We start from the raw sequence: 15945 nt of genomic DNA, 5'->3' as shown, positions 1-15945 counted from the left end.
CCAAGTTAGCAACCGCACTACCGGATGTGCCCGAAACTCTTCGATCAGCCGCCGCCGGCGATGAGGTCGCTCAGGCCTTTCACCGCGGCATCGAGGACGGACCGCGTCGCCCGCCTGACGATGAAACCCGGGATGGGCCCCGCCGGCTCGACGGTGATGTCGAAGCGCACCCGGGTCTTGTCCGTTCCCTCCGGCTTGAGGTTGTACTCGACGTGCTGGCCGTGCTGTTGGGGGGTTCCCTTGGCGTCGTAGACGACCCAGTCGGGGCCCCAGTGGTATTCCAGGACCTCCCTGTCGGTGAGCCCCAGGATCTTGATCGTGGCCTTGACGTGGTGGGGCCGGCCGTCGGGATAACGGTCGATCACCTCGATGTGCTTGTGCAGCGGCGACCAGGACGACAGCACGACGACGTCGGTCAGCGCCTCCATGACCACTGCCGGCGGCGCGTCGACGACGAACTCCCGCGATGCTTTTACAGCCACTGCGCCCAACCTAGCAACGCCGCACCGGGAGTGCGCGGGTTTCGCCGTAACCGGTTTCGTACCAGTCGATTTCGGTCAGCGAAGTGGTGCCGGATGGCGGCGGCCCCACCGGCGGGGCGGGTGTGCGCGAGAAGCGCGGGGCGGGCGCGGCCTGGTCGGCGCCGTGCGCGGTGATCACCGTGGACCGGGCCCGCAAGTGGTCGTCGGTGGCCGCCTCGCCCCACGTCAGCACCGGCGTGACACACGCGTCGGTGCCGGCAAAGACCCGCGTCCACTCGTCGCGGGTCCGGGCGGCGAACCGCTCGGTGAAGATGTCGAACATCCTTGGGTAGGAAGCGATGTCGCGCTGACCGGGCACCTCGTCCGGCGACAGGCCGAGCCCTTCGAGCAACGCGGCGAAGAACTGCGGTTCGATCGCCCCGACTGCCACGTACTTGCCGTCGGACGTCTCATAGCAGCGGTAGAACGGCGCGCCGCCGTCGAGCAGGAACGACTCGCGCCGGTCGCACAGCGACCCGGTCGACTTCATCGTCCACATCACCTGAGCGAGCAGACTGACCCCGTCGACCATCGCGGCGTCGACGACCTGTCCGCGGCCCGAGCGTTCCCGCTCGTACAAGGCGGCGACGATGCCCACCAGGACCAGCATCGAACCGCCGCCGAAGTCGGCGACGAGGTTCAGCGGCGGCAGCGGTGGGCGGTCGGCGTAGCCGAGCGCGGAGAGCGCACCGGTGCGCGACAGATAGTTGATGTCGTGACCGGCCGTCTGCGCCAGGGGCCCCTCCTGCCCCCACCCGGTGATCCGCGCGAAGATCAGGCGCGGGTTGACCGCCGCGCAGTCGTCGGGGCCGATGCCGAGCCGCTCGCAGGTGCCGGGCCGGAAACAGTCCAGCAGCACGTCGGCCCTGGCGGCCAGCTCCAGCAGCGCCCCGGGCCGCGCCTTGACGTCCAGGTCGACGATGCGCTTGCCGCGGTGGAGCAGGTCACGGCCCTCCGCCGGCATCGCGATCGCCACGCCGGGCCGGCGCACCCGCACCACGTCGGCACCCAGGTCGGCCAGCATCATCCCGGTGTGCGGCCCCGGCCCGATGCCGCCGAGCTCGATGACCCTGACCCCGGCCAGGGGCCCGCCGCGACCCACGGACTACGCGTCCTTCTTCACCTTCAGCACCCGCTCGCGCAGCGCCTTGGTCGCGGAGTCGATCGTCCCCTTGACGGCGCGTTTGAGCACGAAACCGGGTAGCGGCACGTTGGGGTCGGCGAGCAGCTCGAACTTCACCAAGGTCTCGTCACCTTTGGGCACCAGCGTGTACTTGCCGTCCTGCGCCTTCTGCTGGGAGGAGCTGACCAGCGTCCAGCTCACCTCGTTGTCGCCCCACGTGTAGGCCACTACCTGTTCGTCGGTGATGCCCGCGACCTTGACCTTCATCCTGACCTGGCGCGGCCGGCCGTCGTCGCCGGTCTCGAGCACCTCCGCGCTCTGATGGGGTTCGGACCACTCGGGCATCGCCTCGAAGTCGGCGATGACGTCCAGGATCTGCGCCGGGCTCGCTTCGATGACGATGTCGCGCGACTCTTTGATTGCCATGGGCGCACCATAGGACAATCGGAGCCCGGCCGGGAGCGATTCACAATGGCCACCGGGCGTAACGTCGACTTCGTGAGTGAAGCGCCCATTGATCCCGCCTACACCGTCGGCGACTACCTCCTCGACCGCCTTGCCGAGCTCGGTGTGTCCGAGATCTTCGGCGTGCCCGGTGACTACAATCTGGAATTCCTCGACCACATCGTCGCGCACCCGACCCTGCGATGGGTAGGCAACGCCAACGAGCTGAACGCCGGCTACGCCGCCGACGGGTACGGGCGGCTGCGCGGAATGTCCGCCGTGGTAACGACGTTCGGTGTCGGCGAGCTGTCGGCGGCCAACGCGATCGCGGGCAGCTATGCCGAGCACGTGCCCGTGGTGCACATCGTCGGCGGCCCGTCCAAGGACGCCCAGGGCACCCGGCGCGCGCTGCACCACTCCCTGGGCGACGGCGACTTCGAGCACTTCTTCCGGGTCAGCCGCGAAATCACCTGCGCCCAAGCCAATCTGATGCCCGCAACGGCCTGCCGCGAGATCGACCGGGTGCTGTCCGAGGTGCGGGAGCAGAAGCGCCCCGGATACATCCTGATGTCCACCGACGTGGCGCGTTTTCCCACCGAACCCCCGCGACCCGTTGCCCCGCTACACCGGGGGCACCAGCCCGCGGGCGCTGGCCGAGTTCATCGAGGCAGCCGGCGAACTGATCGGCGGGCACCGCTTGACGGTGCTGGCCGACCTGCTGGTCCACCGGCTGCAGGTGGTCAAGGAACTCGAGGCGCTGCTGGCCGCCGACGTGGTGCCCTACGCCACGCTGATGTGGGGAAAGAGCCTGCTCGACGAGAGCTCACCGCATTTCCTGGGCATCTACGCCGGCGCGGCAAGCAGCCCGCAGGTGCGCACGGCGATCGAGGAGGCGCCGGTGCTGGTCACCGCCGGGGTGGTGTTCACCGACATGGTCAGCGGCTTCTTCAGCCAGCACATCGACCCGGCGCGGACCATCGACGTCGGGCAGTACCAGAGCAGTGTGGCCGGCCGGGTGTTCGCGCCGCTGGAGATGGGCGCCGCCCTCGACGCGCTGGCCGAGATCCTGGTGCGGCGCGGAAGGCGTTCACCGGAGGTGGTCACGGCCCCGGCGGAACCGGACCCGGCGGCCGCCGGCACTCCCGCGCGTGAGCAGGCACTGACCCAGCCGATGCTGTGGGACCGGCTGTGTTCGGCGCTCACCCCGGGCAACGTGGTGCTCGCCGACCAGGGGACGTCGTTCTACGGCATGGCCAACCACCGGTTGCCGCAAGGCGTCACCTTCATCGGCCAACCCTTGTGGGGCTCGATCGGCTACACCCTGCCCGCGGCGCTCGGCGCGGGGGTGGCACACCCGGACCGCAGGACGGTGCTGCTGATCGGCGACGGCGCCGCCCAGCTCACCGTCCAGGAGCTGGGCAACTTCTCCCGCGAGGGGCTCTCGCCGGTCATCGTGGTGGTCAACAACGACGGCTACACCGTCGAACGGGCGATCCACGGGGAAGCCGCGCCCTACAACGACATCGTCAATTGGCGGTGGACCGATCTGCCCAGCGCGCTGGGCGTCACCAACTACCTGGCATTCCGGGCCGAGACCTACGGCGAACTCGACGACGCGTTGACCGCGGCGGCGGAGGAGCAGAACCGCATGGTGTTCGTCGAGGTGGTGTTGCCGCGGATGGAAATCCCCGGGCTGCTGGTCGAACTCGTGCAGCCGACGTCACCGGACGGCAGCCCGCGCCGCTGAGCCGCGGTCTCAGCGCGCCCCGGGGCGGGGCGATGTGGGATCGGGGGTCGCCGAGCGCAGGATCGCCCGGACGGTGCGCCGGCAGCGCCCGCAGTCGGCGCCCGCGCCGCAGGCCCGAGCGACATCCCTGGTCGTCGACGCCCCGGCCGCAATGGCCTCGCACACCGTCTGGTTGGTGACGCCGTTGCACAGGCACACGAACATTCCGGCGATCCGCTCAGTCCGCCTCGATGCGCATCATGTCGAAGAAGCGGCCGACGAACAGCGGCGGGTAGGCGCCGGCCCCCGCCCCGGACATCCATTGGGCGGCGGCGTCGGGATGCTCGAGCCACTCCCGCGCCCCCTCTTCGTCGGGCAGCTCCTGCAGGATGAGCACCTCGCGCTCGTCGTCGAACGCCTGGAACACCCAGGTCTTCCGAATCCCCGCGGCGGCGAACCGGTCCATCGCGACACGCACCCCCGAGTTCAGCGTCGCCACGTCGTCGACGGAGGCGAAGGCGGCGACCACGACCCCCGGCGCTCCCGGGGTCGACGGTTGCTCGGCGACGAACCTGTCGACGATCTCGCCGGCGAACACCGCGGGGATGTCTTCGACGCCGGCCTCATCGAACCAGTCGAAGAACACCCGCGAGCGCAGCAGTTCCACGATCGGCTCCCGGCTGTGCACGCCGATCATCACCAGCACACGCCCGTAGTCGTGCGTGGACATGTACACGAGGACATGGTGGGCGCCGATGTCGGCGAGGGCCGGTTTGTTGCGCTCGAGCAGCGGCCACACCCGCGTCGGATCGGGAACGCGGTAGTCCGTCGCGATGACCATCGAGTGGATGTCGTTCGTCATCGCCGGGTCCTATACCGGGTTGAATGACGAAATGAGCCATTTCCCATCGGCTTTGTCCAGTTTGACCAGGACGCTGCTCGAGGTCAGGGTGGGCTCCGGCCGGTCTTTGCTCTGGGTGCTCTGGTTGACGAACAGCAGCACCGTGGCCGCGCCGGGGCGGAATTCCGAGATGGCGGCGCGAAGCACGACCGCGTTCGTCTTCACCGACTTCTGCTTGGCGGCCGGGGCGACGATCTCCCGGGTGAACTGGTTGTAGTAGGTCAGGAAGTCGCCCGTCAGATGCGACTTCGCCGAAGAGAAGTCGCGGTCGAGGGTGTCGGGGGAATACGACAGGACCGCGACCGTCCCCTCGCTGGCCGCCGTGATCGCCGCCTTGGCGGCCGCGCCGTCCGTTTCCCGGTCCGGTAGGTAGGAGAAGTAGTACAACCCGCCCAGCAACCCCAGCGAAGCAACGACCAGCAACGCCAACACGGCGGGCAGGACCTTTCCGGACGACCGCCTCTTCACCTGTGCGCCAACGCGCTTGAGCCGGCCGGGCGTGGTCGGGCCCGCGCCGGTGTCGGCTGTCGCGGCGGTGGGCTCCTCGGCGTCCTCAGCGTCCGGGGCCGTCTCGACCTGTTCCTCGGTTTCCGGGGCCGGCGTTTCGTCTGCGCTCACGGCACGAACTCAACTTTCGATATCTTGATCTGGTCGCCGTCGCGGGCCACCGTCACGATCAGCCGGTAGCTACGTGGATCCTGTTTGGCGCCGGCCGCATTGGTGACCTCGGAGGTGGAGGCGACCAGCACCGTCGCCGAATTGTCGGTCATCGAGTCCAGTTCCACGGCTGCGGACTGGACGGTGCCCTGCGACACGACCTTGGACTGCTCGACCACCTTGACGAAGTCGTCGGCCATCTTGAGGAAGTCGTCCTTGAACGAACCGGTGGAGTCGTCGAGGATGCGCTGCACGCTCTGCTTGGCGTTGTTGAAATCCATCGACGTCAACGTCACGACACCCTGGCGCGCGGCGGCGGCGAACTCGGCCGCACGCTGCCGCTGCCGGACCGCGTCGCGATGCTCCTTGACCATGTATCCGGTGCCGGACAGCGCGGCGAGCACGACGATCACGGCCAGGGCGGCCGCGACGGTCGACCATTTGGGGCGGCGCAGCCGGCGTCGCCCCGGCTTCTCCGCCTCCGCGGCCTCATCGCGGGATTCCTCCCCCGACTCGCTCTCCGGTTCGACGGCGGACTCTGCGGCCGCGGTCGTCTCGGTATCGGGCGCCTCGGTCCCGACGTCGGCCGTCGCATCCACCGCCGCCTCGTCGCCGGAGAGGTCGGCCGCGGTTTCCTCGCGCGCTGCCTGTTGCGTCCTGGCTTCGGCGAGTTCGGCCTCGCGGCGCAACTGGATGGCCCGCGCGCGGGCCCGGGCGGCGGCGGCGAGGGCTTCGGCTTCCGCGGCCTCTGCCTCGGCCTGCTCGGCCAACGCCATGATGTCCGCGGCGGTACTGGGGGTTTCGCCTTCGTTCACCGGAACCGGTCTCGCCTCAGCAGCATTCTGGCGGCCACCACTCACCGCTCACCGGCCCGACGCTGCTCGTGACCCAAATGCCCAACTCCTCTACCGCGTGCCCGTCGACGGGATGTTTGCCCTGACCGCCGACGACCGACGTCGCCGTTGCGCAACCCTACTCGTCGCACCCCCTCACGCACAGGCGCCTGCTGCGAGATCCTTGCGCGCGTCGAGTGCCACGGCGGCCGATGTCGCCAGGAGAACCAGGTTATCACCCATCCCGCGGAACCTCGCTAGCCCTAGCCCTCAGCACCGCGTGAAACAGATATACAGCAGCGGAAATATCATTCTCTCATCGGGCATATGGAGCCCGCCGGGACGATCAGCGCAGCAGGTCTTTGACCACCTTGCCGGTGGCGTTGAGCGGAAGCGCGTCGAGAAACTCCACCGACCGCGGCACCTTGAATCCGGCCATGCGTTCGGTGCACCAGCCGATGAGTTCCTCGGCGTCCACGGCCCCGTTCGCGACGACGAATGCCTTGCCCACCTGGCCGAGCCGCTCGTCGGGAACGCCGATGACCGCCGCCTGCGCGACGGCCGGGTGGTTGAGCAGGAACCCCTCGATCTCGGCCGGGTAGGCGTTGAACCCGCCCACGATGAACATGTCCTTTTTGCGGCCGACGATGCGCAGCCGCCCGGACGAGTCGATGGCGCCCAGATCCCCGGTGTGCAGCCAGCCGTCGCCGTCGATGGCTTGCGCGGTGGCCTCGGGGTCGTCGAGATAGCCCTGCATCACGCCGTAGCCGCGCACCAGCACCTCGCCGTCATCGGCGACGCGCACCTCGACCCCCTCGCACGGCAGGCCCGCGGTGGTGGCCACATCCTCGAAGGAGTCACCGGGCCGGGACAGGGTGACATTGCCGGCCTCGGTCAGCCCGTAGCCGGTCATCAGCGTCTGGAAGGGCAGTTCGCCGTGGATGCGGCGGACCAGTTCGACGGGGATGTCGGCGGCGCCGGTCACGCCGGCCCGCAGCGTCGACAGGCGGTCCTTGTCGCGCACGGTCAGCAACGAATGGTACAACGTCGGCGGGCCGGGCAGCATCGTTATGCGTTCGCGCTCAACGATATCCACCACGGTGTCGACGCCGAAGACCGCGACCGGCAGCATCGTCGCCCCGCGCAGGAAGGACGTGATGAGTCCCGCCTTCAGACCGAACGTGTGGAAGTAGGGGTTGATCTGCAGGTAACGGTCGCCCTCGCGCAGATCGGCCAGGGTGGCCCACTCCTCGTACATCCGCAGCGTCTGCCGATGATTCATCATCGCGCCCTTGGGGCGTCCGGTCGTGCCCGAGGTGAAGATGATGTCGGCGGTGTCGGTGCCGCTGACATCACGCTGGAACGGTGAACCGCTGGAAAGGAAGTCGGATTTCAGGTCGATGACCGGCGTGCCCGCCGGCGCCGTGTAGTCCTGGCCCAGGAATCCCTTCTGCACCAGCACGGCCTTCGCCCCGCTGCGGACGATGACGTCGCCCGCCTCTTCGGTTTTGAATCGCGTGTTGACCGGGACGAGCACCCCGCCGGCGGTGAGCAGTCCGAACGCCGCGACGATCCACTCCGCGGAGTTGGGGGCCCAGATGGCGACCCGCTCACCCTTGCCGATGCCGAGGTCGGCGAACGCGCCCGCGGCCCGGCGTATTCGCTCGACGACCTCGGCGAAGGTGAGGCGCAGCGGACCGTCGACGACCGCTTCCGCGTCGCCGAACCGGTCCGCCGCGCTCAAGACCATCTCGGGGATGGTCTGCCACGTCGTCGCGGCCGGTCTCACACCGATACGAGACGAGCGAGGTTGCCGCCCATGATCTTTGCCTGATCCTCCACGGACAGGTGCGACAGCGCGTTGACGTAGTAGGTCGGCTCCGCCAGCCCTTCGGGGTGCGGCCAGTCCGAGCCGTACAGGACCTGATTCACCCCGACGAGGTTGACCAGATCGTCGATGCCGTCCTCGAAGAACGGACTGACGTGGATCCGGCTCTTGACCATCTCGACGGGATCGCTCGGGAAGGCTTCCGGGGCCTTCCGGAAGACCTCGGCCAGGCCGTCCAGCAGCGGGTTCATCCACTTCGAACCGGCCTCGACGATGGCGACCTTCAGCTTCGGGTGGCGGTAGAGCGCCCCGTGGATGACCCACGACCCCACCGAGTCCTGGATCGGCCGCCACTCGTTGAGGATGCCCATCGCGTTGGTCTGGAACGGCAGCATCTCCTGCTCGGCGCCGTCCCACTCGGAGGTGTAGCGGGAGTAGCCGCTGTCACTGGAGTGCATGCCAACCAGCACGTCGTGCTCGACGACCCGCTCCCAGAACGGGTCGAACTCAGGCACCGCGAACGACCGGGGCCCACGGAAACCGGGGACGGGAGCCGGGCGGACCAGGATGCAGCGGGCACCGCGCTTGACCGCCCACTCCAGCTCCTCGATCGCTTTCTCGACGATCGGGAGGGTGATCACCGGGGTGGTGAAGATGCGGTTCTGGTAGTTGAATCCCCAGACCTCGTCGAGCCACTGGTTCAGCGCGTGGATCAGGACGTGGATGGCGACCGGGTCGTCGCGCAACCGCTCCTCGATCAGGCTGGCCAGTGTCGGGAACATCAGGGTGCGGTCCAGGCCCAGCTCGTTCATCTTCTCCAGGCGCGGGCCGGGCTCGAAGAAGGCCGGGATCGCCCGCATCGGCTCACCGAACAGCTCGCGCTTGCTCTTGCCCTCCGGGTTGCCGTACTTGAAGTACTCCTCCCAGGCGCCCGGCCGGGCGACGACCTCGAAGGTCGGGTTGGGGATGTAGTTGCTGATGTGGCCGCGGATCGCGATCTTGGTGCGCCCGTTGACCTGCACGTACTGGACGAAGTCCTTGTACTCCTTGGGCAGGAACTTGGTCAGCGCTTCCGGCGGCTCGTAGAGATGGTTGTCCGCGTCAAAGATCGGAAACGGGACGTCCTCCCGATGCGACAGTTGCCCCATGGAATCCTCCTTCTTGATTTGCGAGAATAATATTCTCTCAGTTGCCGCACCGCAACGGCGACCCCTCGACGGGTCGGCGACGGCGGCGGTCAGCAGGTCGCGACGATCTTGAACACGGCGGATGCCGGTTCGTTCGGTTTGTCGGTCTTGAACCCGTTGGCGGTGCCGGTGATCGTGAACCTGTCACCGCTGAAGCTCATGTCGGCGCTGCCCCCGTCGCCCTGGGAGTACATGCCGGTGAAGCCGCCCACGTTCTGGATGCGCACCGACGTCGTGGTGAGCGGCTGCGCATGTTCGTCGACGACGATCTTGGCCCCGGCGAAGTCGCCGCCGATCTCGATCGTCCGGTACCACTCCTGCTGATGGCATTTGACCACGGGAATCTTCGCGTCCTTGCCGTCGACGGTCACCGACGCCGACCCGGAGAGGGGCGTCCGCGGACGCGCGGTGCAGGCGCCGAGCCCTGCCACCGCCAGCACTACGGCCACCACCACCGCGCTCCGATTGCGCACGAAGCCACCTCGATCCTCGACGACAAGTCCTGGCCTGCAGCGGTGATGTTATTCTCCGCGCAAGAGAATGCCAATGTCGCGTCCTCGCACCCAGGGAGCAATCACGCATGGTGGACTTGGAGTTCGACGACGGGTTGGCGGTGCTCACCATCGACCGCCCGCATGCGCGCAACGCCATCGCGCTCGACACCATGGAGCAGCTGGAAAAAGCGCTCGCCGCGGCGGCGGGCGCTCAGGCACTGGTGATCAGGGGCGCCGGCGATCGGGCCTTCGTATCGGGCGGTGACCTCAAGGAATTGAGTGCCTTGCGCACCGAAGAGGACGCCGCGGCGATGGCCAGGAGGATGCGCTCGGTCTGTGATCAGCTGGCGAGTTTTCCGGCGCCGGTCGTCGCGGCGCTGAACGGCCACGCCTTCGGTGGCGGCGCCGAGGTCGCGGTCGCCGCCGATATCCGGGTGGCGGCCGACGACATCAAGATCGCCTTCAACCAGGTCGCGCTGGAGATCATGCCGGCCTGGGGCGGCGCGGAAAGGCTGGCCGCCCTCGTTGGAAAGAGCAAGGCGCTGCTGCTGGCGGGCACCGGGCGGACGCTGGACGCCGCCGAGGCCGAGCGAATGGGCTTGGTGGACGTGGTGGTGCCCCGCTCCTCTTTCGAGGTGGGATGGCGCTCGGTCGCCAGGTCGTTGGCCAACCGCCCGGCGACCGAGATAAAGCGGGTAATCGGCGGAGTTTCGCCCGATGAGGCGATAGCATCCTTTGCACGGCTGTGGGTCGGCGACGCCCACTGGCAGGCCGCAGAGCGGGTGATGAACCGCACCGGCAGTCCGCGCACGGCGCCCGGAGGAGCGACATGAGCACCATAGGGAAACTGTTGGCCTCGGGTGCGGCGGTGTTGGTGGCCGGGACAGGTTTGGCGACAAGCACGGGACGTGCTCACGCCGACCCGGTCTGGCATCAGGTCGTGTACGTGGTCTCGTCCAGAACCCCCGCCCATGTCGACATCTTCTACCAGGACCAGGACCCCACCGTCTTCGCCGACTACAGCCACAACCCGTACACGTTCACCCCGCAGGTGCACGCGGATGTCGGTCCCGATAAGCCGTGGGTTCAGCCGGTGAGCCTGCTCAACCCCGATCAGTGGGCGATGGTGACCGTCACCACCGGTCGCGAACCGTTGGCGGCCGGCGGAATTCAGTGCGACCTGTCGGTGGATGGCAAGGTCGTGGTGTCCAAACTCGGCCCCAAGGGCGCGCTCTGTTCGTTGCGCACCTGGTGAACCACCCAGGCCTGGGGCATATCCGGGATCGGCTGCGGCTCCCCCTCCAGGCGGCGCAGGTGGTCTTCGACCACTTCCACGGTTTCGGCGTGGCCACCGGACATGCCGATGGCCTGCTCGAGCACGAGAAATCGGGACAGGCTGGTCATCAGCACGGTCCACACCACCGGCGGCACATCCTGGCTTTTCACCTCGTATCGCTGCAGCGCCGCCGTGACCGCCTGGCGTTGTTCCTCCCGGAAACGTTCGGCGTAGTAAGCGATCTCGGCGCGCATCTCCTTTCGGTGGTTGGCCAGCGCCATGAACTCCATCGAGATGCGGGTGAACGCGGGGTCCGTGCCAAACCTCCACAACGCCCACAACGGCTGCGCCGACTGCAGCAGGTGGGCCTGCACCTGAAGGCCCTCTTCGGCGCGGCGGCGGAAGACCTCGAGGAACAGGTCCTCCATGGTGCGGAAGTAGTAGTGCACCAGCTGGGGTTTGAGCCCCGCCTTGTTGGCCAGGCGGCGAGAGGTGACGGCGGCGTAGCCCTCTTCGAGCATCAGCTGCTCGGCCGCGTCGAGCAGCAGCCCGCGGTTCTTGGCGTCCGGCGCCCCGATCCTGCGAGCCGCGGAAGAAGTCGTCATGCCCGTGCTCCGTACTCTTCGCGCTCCCTTGCCAACCCCACGGATCGTATCGTGGCGCGCTGCGGTGATCTTGACCCCGACATTACCGCCATGCTAAGCAAGTGCTCAGCACTTCGTGGACATCGGACCGGGGCGGCGCGGAGTCTCGCCGCCGAGCAGTCATTAGGGCCGACGGCGGCTTTGGAGGGATGCACGACATGAGCAATTTCGACACGATCGACTTCTTCGCGGATCCCTCCCTGGTCCCCGACCCGCACCCCTATTTCGACTACCTGCGCAGCCAGAACCCGGTGCTGAGGCTGCCGCACTACGGGGTCGTCGCCGTCACCGGCTACGACGAAGCCACCGAGATCTACAAGGACCCCGAGACGTTCTCGAATATCGTCGCGCTCGGCGGGCCGTTTCCCCCGCTGCCGTTCACGCCGGAGGGCGACGACATCAGCGCCCAGATCGACGCGCACCGCAGCTATTTTCCGATGAACGAGCACATGGTCACGATGGACCCGCCGGACCACACCAAGGCCCGGTCCGTGCTGAGCAAGCTGCTGACGCCGAGCCGGCTGAAGCAGAACGAGGAGTTCATGTGGCGCCTCGCCGACCGCCAGCTCGACGAGTTCCTGCACAACGGCGAGTGCGAGTTCATCGCCGAGTATTCAAAGCCGTTCGCCACCTTGGTGATCGCCGACCTCCTCGGCGTGCCGGAGGACGACCACAAGGAGTTCCGTGTCGTCCTGGGCGCCGAGCGTCCCGAGGCGCGAGTCGGCGCGCTGGACCACGAGTCGGTCGGCGTCAACCCGCTGGAGTGGCTCGACGACAAGTTCTGCTCGTATATCGAGGAACGCCGCCGCGAGCCCCGCAACGACGTGCTGACCTTCCTCGCGTCGGCCAAGTATCCCGACGGTTCGACGCCGCCGGTGATCGAGGTGGTCCGCTCGGCCACGTTCCTGTTCGCCGCCGGGCAGGAAACCACCGCCAAGCTGCTCAGCGCCGCGCTCCAGGTACTCGGCGACCGGCCCGACATCCAGCAGCAGCTGCGCAACGACCGCAGCCTGATCCCCGGGTTCATCGAGGAGTCGCTGCGCATGGAGAGCCCGGTCAAGAGCGACTCGCGACTCGCGCGCAGATCCACCCGGATCGGCGGCGTCGACATTCCCGCGGGCACCGTGGTGATGGTGCTCCCGGGCGCGGCCAACCGCGACCCGCGCCGCTTCGAGAACCCGCACGAGTTCGACCTGCACCGCAGAAACGTCCGCGAACACATGGCTTTTGCCCGCGGCGTCCACTCGTGCCCCGGCGGGCCGCTCGCCCGCGTGGAGGGCCGCGTCTCGATCGAACGCATCCTGGACCGCATGGCCGACATCGAGATCAACGAGGTCAAGCATGGCCCGGCCGACGACCGGCGATACACCTACGAGCCGACCTACATCCTGCGAGGGCTCAGCGAGCTGTACCTCACGTTCACACCGAACGGCTAAGCACGGCAGTAGAATTGGAGCTTCAACCGCTCCGGCCGCACATCACGTCTGGGGTGGGCTGGCGATCTGCTCGAAGATCTGGGAGAACTCGAAGGGCGTCTGCGCAATTCCACTACCGGTGGTGGCGTCTGCGGCGCCCAACGTGCCCGTGAGGTCGCGGGGAAGCTCCCACATGGACAGCTCGCCGATCCCGTGCTGCTGAGAGAAAGTGGTCAGCTGTTGCGCGTTGGCAAGGGTGAAGATTTCGCTCGGGTCGTCGTTGATTCCGATTAGCGGTGTCACTCCGAGCATATGCCACGCCTGCTGGCTGGACAGCGACGGGTACATCGCCATCAACTGGCTGTGGGTGGCCGTCGCCGCGTCGATTGCGGCCGTGCCCATGTTGGTGACCGACGGGTCGTAGTAATCCATGGCCATGATGTTGACCCGGGAGACGTCCACGCCATTGGTGTTGGCGAAGTTGAGGACGTTGATGCCTCCGTTGGTTCCCGCGACCAGACCCGACGGCAGCACCGGAAGCGTGTACGAGACGGTGACGGGCGTGCCGTTGGACGCCTCCTGCTGCTGCATGATGCTGATCGCCTGCGACTGCAAGGTGAGCGCCGAATTATTGCCTTGCACAGCACCTTCGACGTCATAGTCGAAGTTGTAGATCTTGTAGGTGTTCACCACCTGCTCGTAGTCCTGGGCCAGCTGGGCGGCGCTTTGATGGTTCGATGCCGCGTACACGGCGAGGCTGGTGCCGGCCGCGCCGCCGAAGGAGATCGTCCCGGTGATGCCCACGCTGTGCATGTCCGCGATCTGGTTGTTGATGTATGAGATTTGGGAACCGCCGGTGACGTCGTACGCGCCGTAGCCGCCCCAGGCCGGGTGACCCGAGGCATCGGCGGTGATGAAGGCGAGCGTGACGTCCTTGATTCCCGCATTGGCGGCGTTCGCGAAGTTGTACCCATTGGGCCCGGGCCAGAGCGTCACGTCGACATAGGGGTTGTACTCCTGCGACGACGCCCCGCCGGTACCGGTACCTGTGCCCGTTCCCGTTCCCGTACCCGTACCGGTGCCGGTCCCCGTACCTGTGCCCGTTCCCGTACCCGTACCGGTGCCGGTCCCCGTACCGGTGCCCGTTCCCGTACCCGTACCGGTGCCGGTCCCCGTACCGGTGCCCGTTCCCGTACCCGTACCGGTGCCGGTGCCGGTGCCGGTAGCGCCGCCACTGACCGATTGCCCGTTGACCAGCAAATGGGTGGGCGGTGAGTAACTGCCGGTGTGCGCGACTTGGAAGCCAACCGTGACCGAACCGCCCGCTGCGATCGAATGGTCCCACGACTCGGGTGTCAGGGTGTACTGAGTGCCGGACTGGGCGACCTGCGCGTTCCAGGCGCTGGTGATGGATTCGTTTGCGGGCAGGTTGAATTGGGCCTGCCAGTTGGTCAGTGGAGTCGAACCCGTATTGGTGATCGTGTAATCGGCAACGAAGCCGTTGTTCCACTGGGACGTCACCTTGTATGTCGCCTCTACCCCGCTGGCGCTGCCGCCGCCGGTTCCGCTACCCGTGCCGGTGCCGGTGCCCGTCCCGGTACCCGTACCCGTACCCGTACCGGTCCCCGTCCCCGTACCGGTCCCCGTACCCGTCCCGGTACCCGTCCCCGTGCCAGTCCCCGTCCCCGTGCCAGTCCCCGTCCCCGTGCCAGTCCCCGTCCCCGTCCCCGTCCCCGTGCCAGTACCCGTACCCGTCCCCGTCCCGGTACCCGTCCCCGTGCCAGTCCCCGTCCCCGTGCCAGTCCCCGTCCCCGTCCCCGTCCCCGTCCCCGTACCCGTACCCGTGCCAGCGCCGCTGATCGAATGTCCGTTGAGCAGAACATGCGTCGGTGCCGAATATGCACCGTTCTGGGTGGCCTGGAAGCCGATGGTGACCGAATGGCCTGGCGCAATGCTTTGCGTCCAGGACACCGGGCTGACGGTGTATTGGCTGCCGGACTGCGTAAGCTGCCCGTTCCACAGATTCGTGACGGATTCGTTTGCAGGCAGATTGAATTGGAGCTGCCAGTTGGTCAACGGAGTTGTGCCGGAATTGGTGATCGTGTAATTCGCGATGAAACCGTTGCCCCAATGCGACGTCACCGCATAGGTCGTCGTAGCCCCGCCGCTACCGGTGCCACTGAGGCTGGCGCCGCTGACACTGCTGACTGCGCTGGTAGCGCTGCTACCGCCCGTCGCGCCGGCATTGCCACCGGTGGCAGCGTTGCCGGAGCCTGCGCTGGAAAGACCGGCCCCCGTGGCGCCGGTTCCGCTGCCAGCCCCGCCACCGCCGGACGAAACCGCGGCAGACCTGCCGGTATCCGCGTTCCCCGGCCCATGGGCGCCATTGCCGATGAGGGGACGGCCCAGCAACATACTCGACGACCCGTTGATCAGGCCCACAACGGTGCGGTCCAGATTCTGCAGCGAGGTGGCTGTGGCCGCCTCGGCGGCCGCGTAGGCAATTCCCGCGCTATTCAGTGCCTGCGCGAACTGCTGGTGGAAGACCTGGGCACGAGCAAGCAGCGATTGGTACATCTGCGCGTGGCCGGAAAACAATGATGCAACCGCCGCCGACACCTCATCACCGGCGGCGGGTATCAATGTGGTGATTGGCACCGCCGCCAGCGAATTCGCCGCGCTCAGCGTCGAATCGATACCGACCACGTCCGAGGCCGCTGTTGCCAGAATCTCCGGTGCTGCGATCACAAACGTCATGGCGCCACCTACATGTCAAGGGGTTCGACGTATCGGGTAGATTACGACGCAATTCGACGTGCGTGCACAAAACACCCCAGAAGACGCCACAAAAACATCTGTCGATCATTATTGAAAAGTGACATAGGCAACAGTGCTC

15 protein-coding genes and 1 pseudogene are annotated in these 15945 nt (G+C 67.4%); 4 read left to right on the top strand and 12 right to left on the bottom strand.

What is annotated here, in order from left to right; translation table 11 throughout:
- Positions 1–44: 44 nt before the first annotated feature.
- The 3 genes from AB8998_RS06190 to AB8998_RS06180 are packed head-to-tail and all read right to left on the bottom strand — an operon-like array spanning position 45 to position 2070.
- A complete protein-coding gene (locus AB8998_RS06190) occupies positions 45–482 on the bottom strand; it encodes an SRPBCC family protein (protein ID WP_369737079.1) in 438 nt (145 codons plus the stop codon).
- 10 nt (positions 483–492) lie between these two features.
- Positions 493–1623: a CaiB/BaiF CoA transferase family protein gene (locus AB8998_RS06185; protein WP_369737078.1), complete on the bottom strand. Its 1131-nt coding sequence runs from the start codon at positions 1621–1623 to the stop codon at positions 493–495.
- 3 nt (positions 1624–1626) lie between these two features.
- The gene (locus tag AB8998_RS06180; RefSeq protein WP_369737077.1) at positions 1627–2070 is read right to left on the bottom strand and encodes an SRPBCC family protein; all 444 of its coding nucleotides are present in this window, start codon (positions 2068–2070) and stop codon (positions 1627–1629) included.
- Between the two features lie 45 nt (positions 2071–2115).
- On the opposite strand from AB8998_RS06180, the pseudogene AB8998_RS06175 reads away from it, so the two are divergent.
- A pseudogene (locus AB8998_RS06175) lies at positions 2116–3835 on the top strand (alpha-keto acid decarboxylase family protein).
- Between the two features lie 9 nt (positions 3836–3844).
- On the opposite strand, the gene AB8998_RS06170 reads toward AB8998_RS06175, so the two are convergent.
- The 7 genes from AB8998_RS06170 to AB8998_RS06140 form a co-directional block, all read right to left on the bottom strand.
- Positions 3845–4039, bottom strand: a complete 195-nt coding sequence (locus AB8998_RS06170; protein ID WP_369737076.1) for a (2Fe-2S)-binding protein — start codon at positions 4037–4039, stop codon at positions 3845–3847.
- A gap of 13 nt (positions 4040–4052) precedes the next feature.
- A complete protein-coding gene (locus AB8998_RS06165; protein WP_369737075.1) occupies positions 4053–4676 on the bottom strand; it encodes a fatty-acid--CoA ligase in 624 nt (207 codons plus the stop codon).
- Positions 4677–4685: 9 nt separating this feature from the next.
- Entirely contained in the window at positions 4686–5333 is a 648-nt protein-coding gene (locus AB8998_RS06160; RefSeq protein WP_369737074.1) for a twin-arginine translocation pathway signal, read from the bottom strand.
- Complete coding sequence (locus AB8998_RS06155; RefSeq protein WP_369737073.1) at positions 5330–6187, bottom strand: hypothetical protein; 858 nt, start codon at positions 6185–6187, stop codon at positions 5330–5332. Before AB8998_RS06155 ends, AB8998_RS06160 begins: the two co-directional genes overlap by 4 nt.
- A gap of 364 nt (positions 6188–6551) precedes the next feature.
- A complete protein-coding gene (locus AB8998_RS06150; RefSeq protein ID WP_369737072.1) occupies positions 6552–7994 on the bottom strand; it encodes a FadD3 family acyl-CoA ligase in 1443 nt (480 codons plus the stop codon).
- Positions 7991–9181, bottom strand: coding sequence for an amidohydrolase family protein (locus AB8998_RS06145; RefSeq protein WP_369737071.1), 1191 nt, complete (start codon positions 9179–9181; stop codon positions 7991–7993). Before AB8998_RS06145 ends, AB8998_RS06150 begins: the two co-directional genes overlap by 4 nt.
- 89 nt (positions 9182–9270) lie before the next feature.
- Positions 9271–9693: a lipoprotein LpqH gene (locus AB8998_RS06140; protein ID WP_369737070.1), complete on the bottom strand. Its 423-nt coding sequence runs from the start codon at positions 9691–9693 to the stop codon at positions 9271–9273.
- A gap of 107 nt (positions 9694–9800) precedes the next feature.
- On the opposite strand from AB8998_RS06140, the gene AB8998_RS06135 reads away from it, so the two are divergent.
- Positions 9801–10547 (top strand): enoyl-CoA hydratase/isomerase family protein, encoded by a 747-nt coding sequence (locus tag AB8998_RS06135; RefSeq protein WP_369737069.1) that lies wholly within the window; start codon positions 9801–9803, stop codon positions 10545–10547.
- Positions 10544–10969, top strand: coding sequence for a hypothetical protein (locus AB8998_RS06130; protein ID WP_369737068.1), 426 nt, complete (start codon positions 10544–10546; stop codon positions 10967–10969). Before AB8998_RS06135 ends, AB8998_RS06130 begins: the two co-directional genes overlap by 4 nt.
- Here the strand turns inward: AB8998_RS06130 and AB8998_RS06125 are convergent.
- A complete protein-coding gene (locus AB8998_RS06125) occupies positions 10885–11595 on the bottom strand; it encodes a TetR/AcrR family transcriptional regulator (protein WP_369737067.1) in 711 nt (236 codons plus the stop codon). The genes AB8998_RS06130 and AB8998_RS06125 overlap by 85 nt on opposite strands.
- Before the next feature lie 197 nt (positions 11596–11792).
- On the opposite strand from AB8998_RS06125, the gene AB8998_RS06120 reads away from it, so the two are divergent.
- Positions 11793–13070, top strand: a complete 1278-nt coding sequence (locus AB8998_RS06120; protein WP_369737066.1) for a cytochrome P450 — start codon at positions 11793–11795, stop codon at positions 13068–13070.
- Between the two features lie 42 nt (positions 13071–13112).
- Here the strand turns inward: AB8998_RS06120 and AB8998_RS06115 are convergent, their stop codons facing one another.
- Complete coding sequence (locus tag AB8998_RS06115) at positions 13113–15806, bottom strand: cellulose binding domain-containing protein (RefSeq protein ID WP_369737065.1); 2694 nt, start codon at positions 15804–15806, stop codon at positions 13113–13115.
- Positions 15807–15945 lie beyond the last annotated feature (139 nt).

Source organism: Mycobacterium sp. HUMS_12744610 (assembly GCF_041206865.1).
In the GTDB taxonomy this organism is placed as follows: Bacteria; Actinomycetota; Actinomycetes; order Mycobacteriales; family Mycobacteriaceae; genus Mycobacterium; species Mycobacterium servetii.
This window is presented reverse-complemented; position numbering and strand designations above follow the sequence as displayed.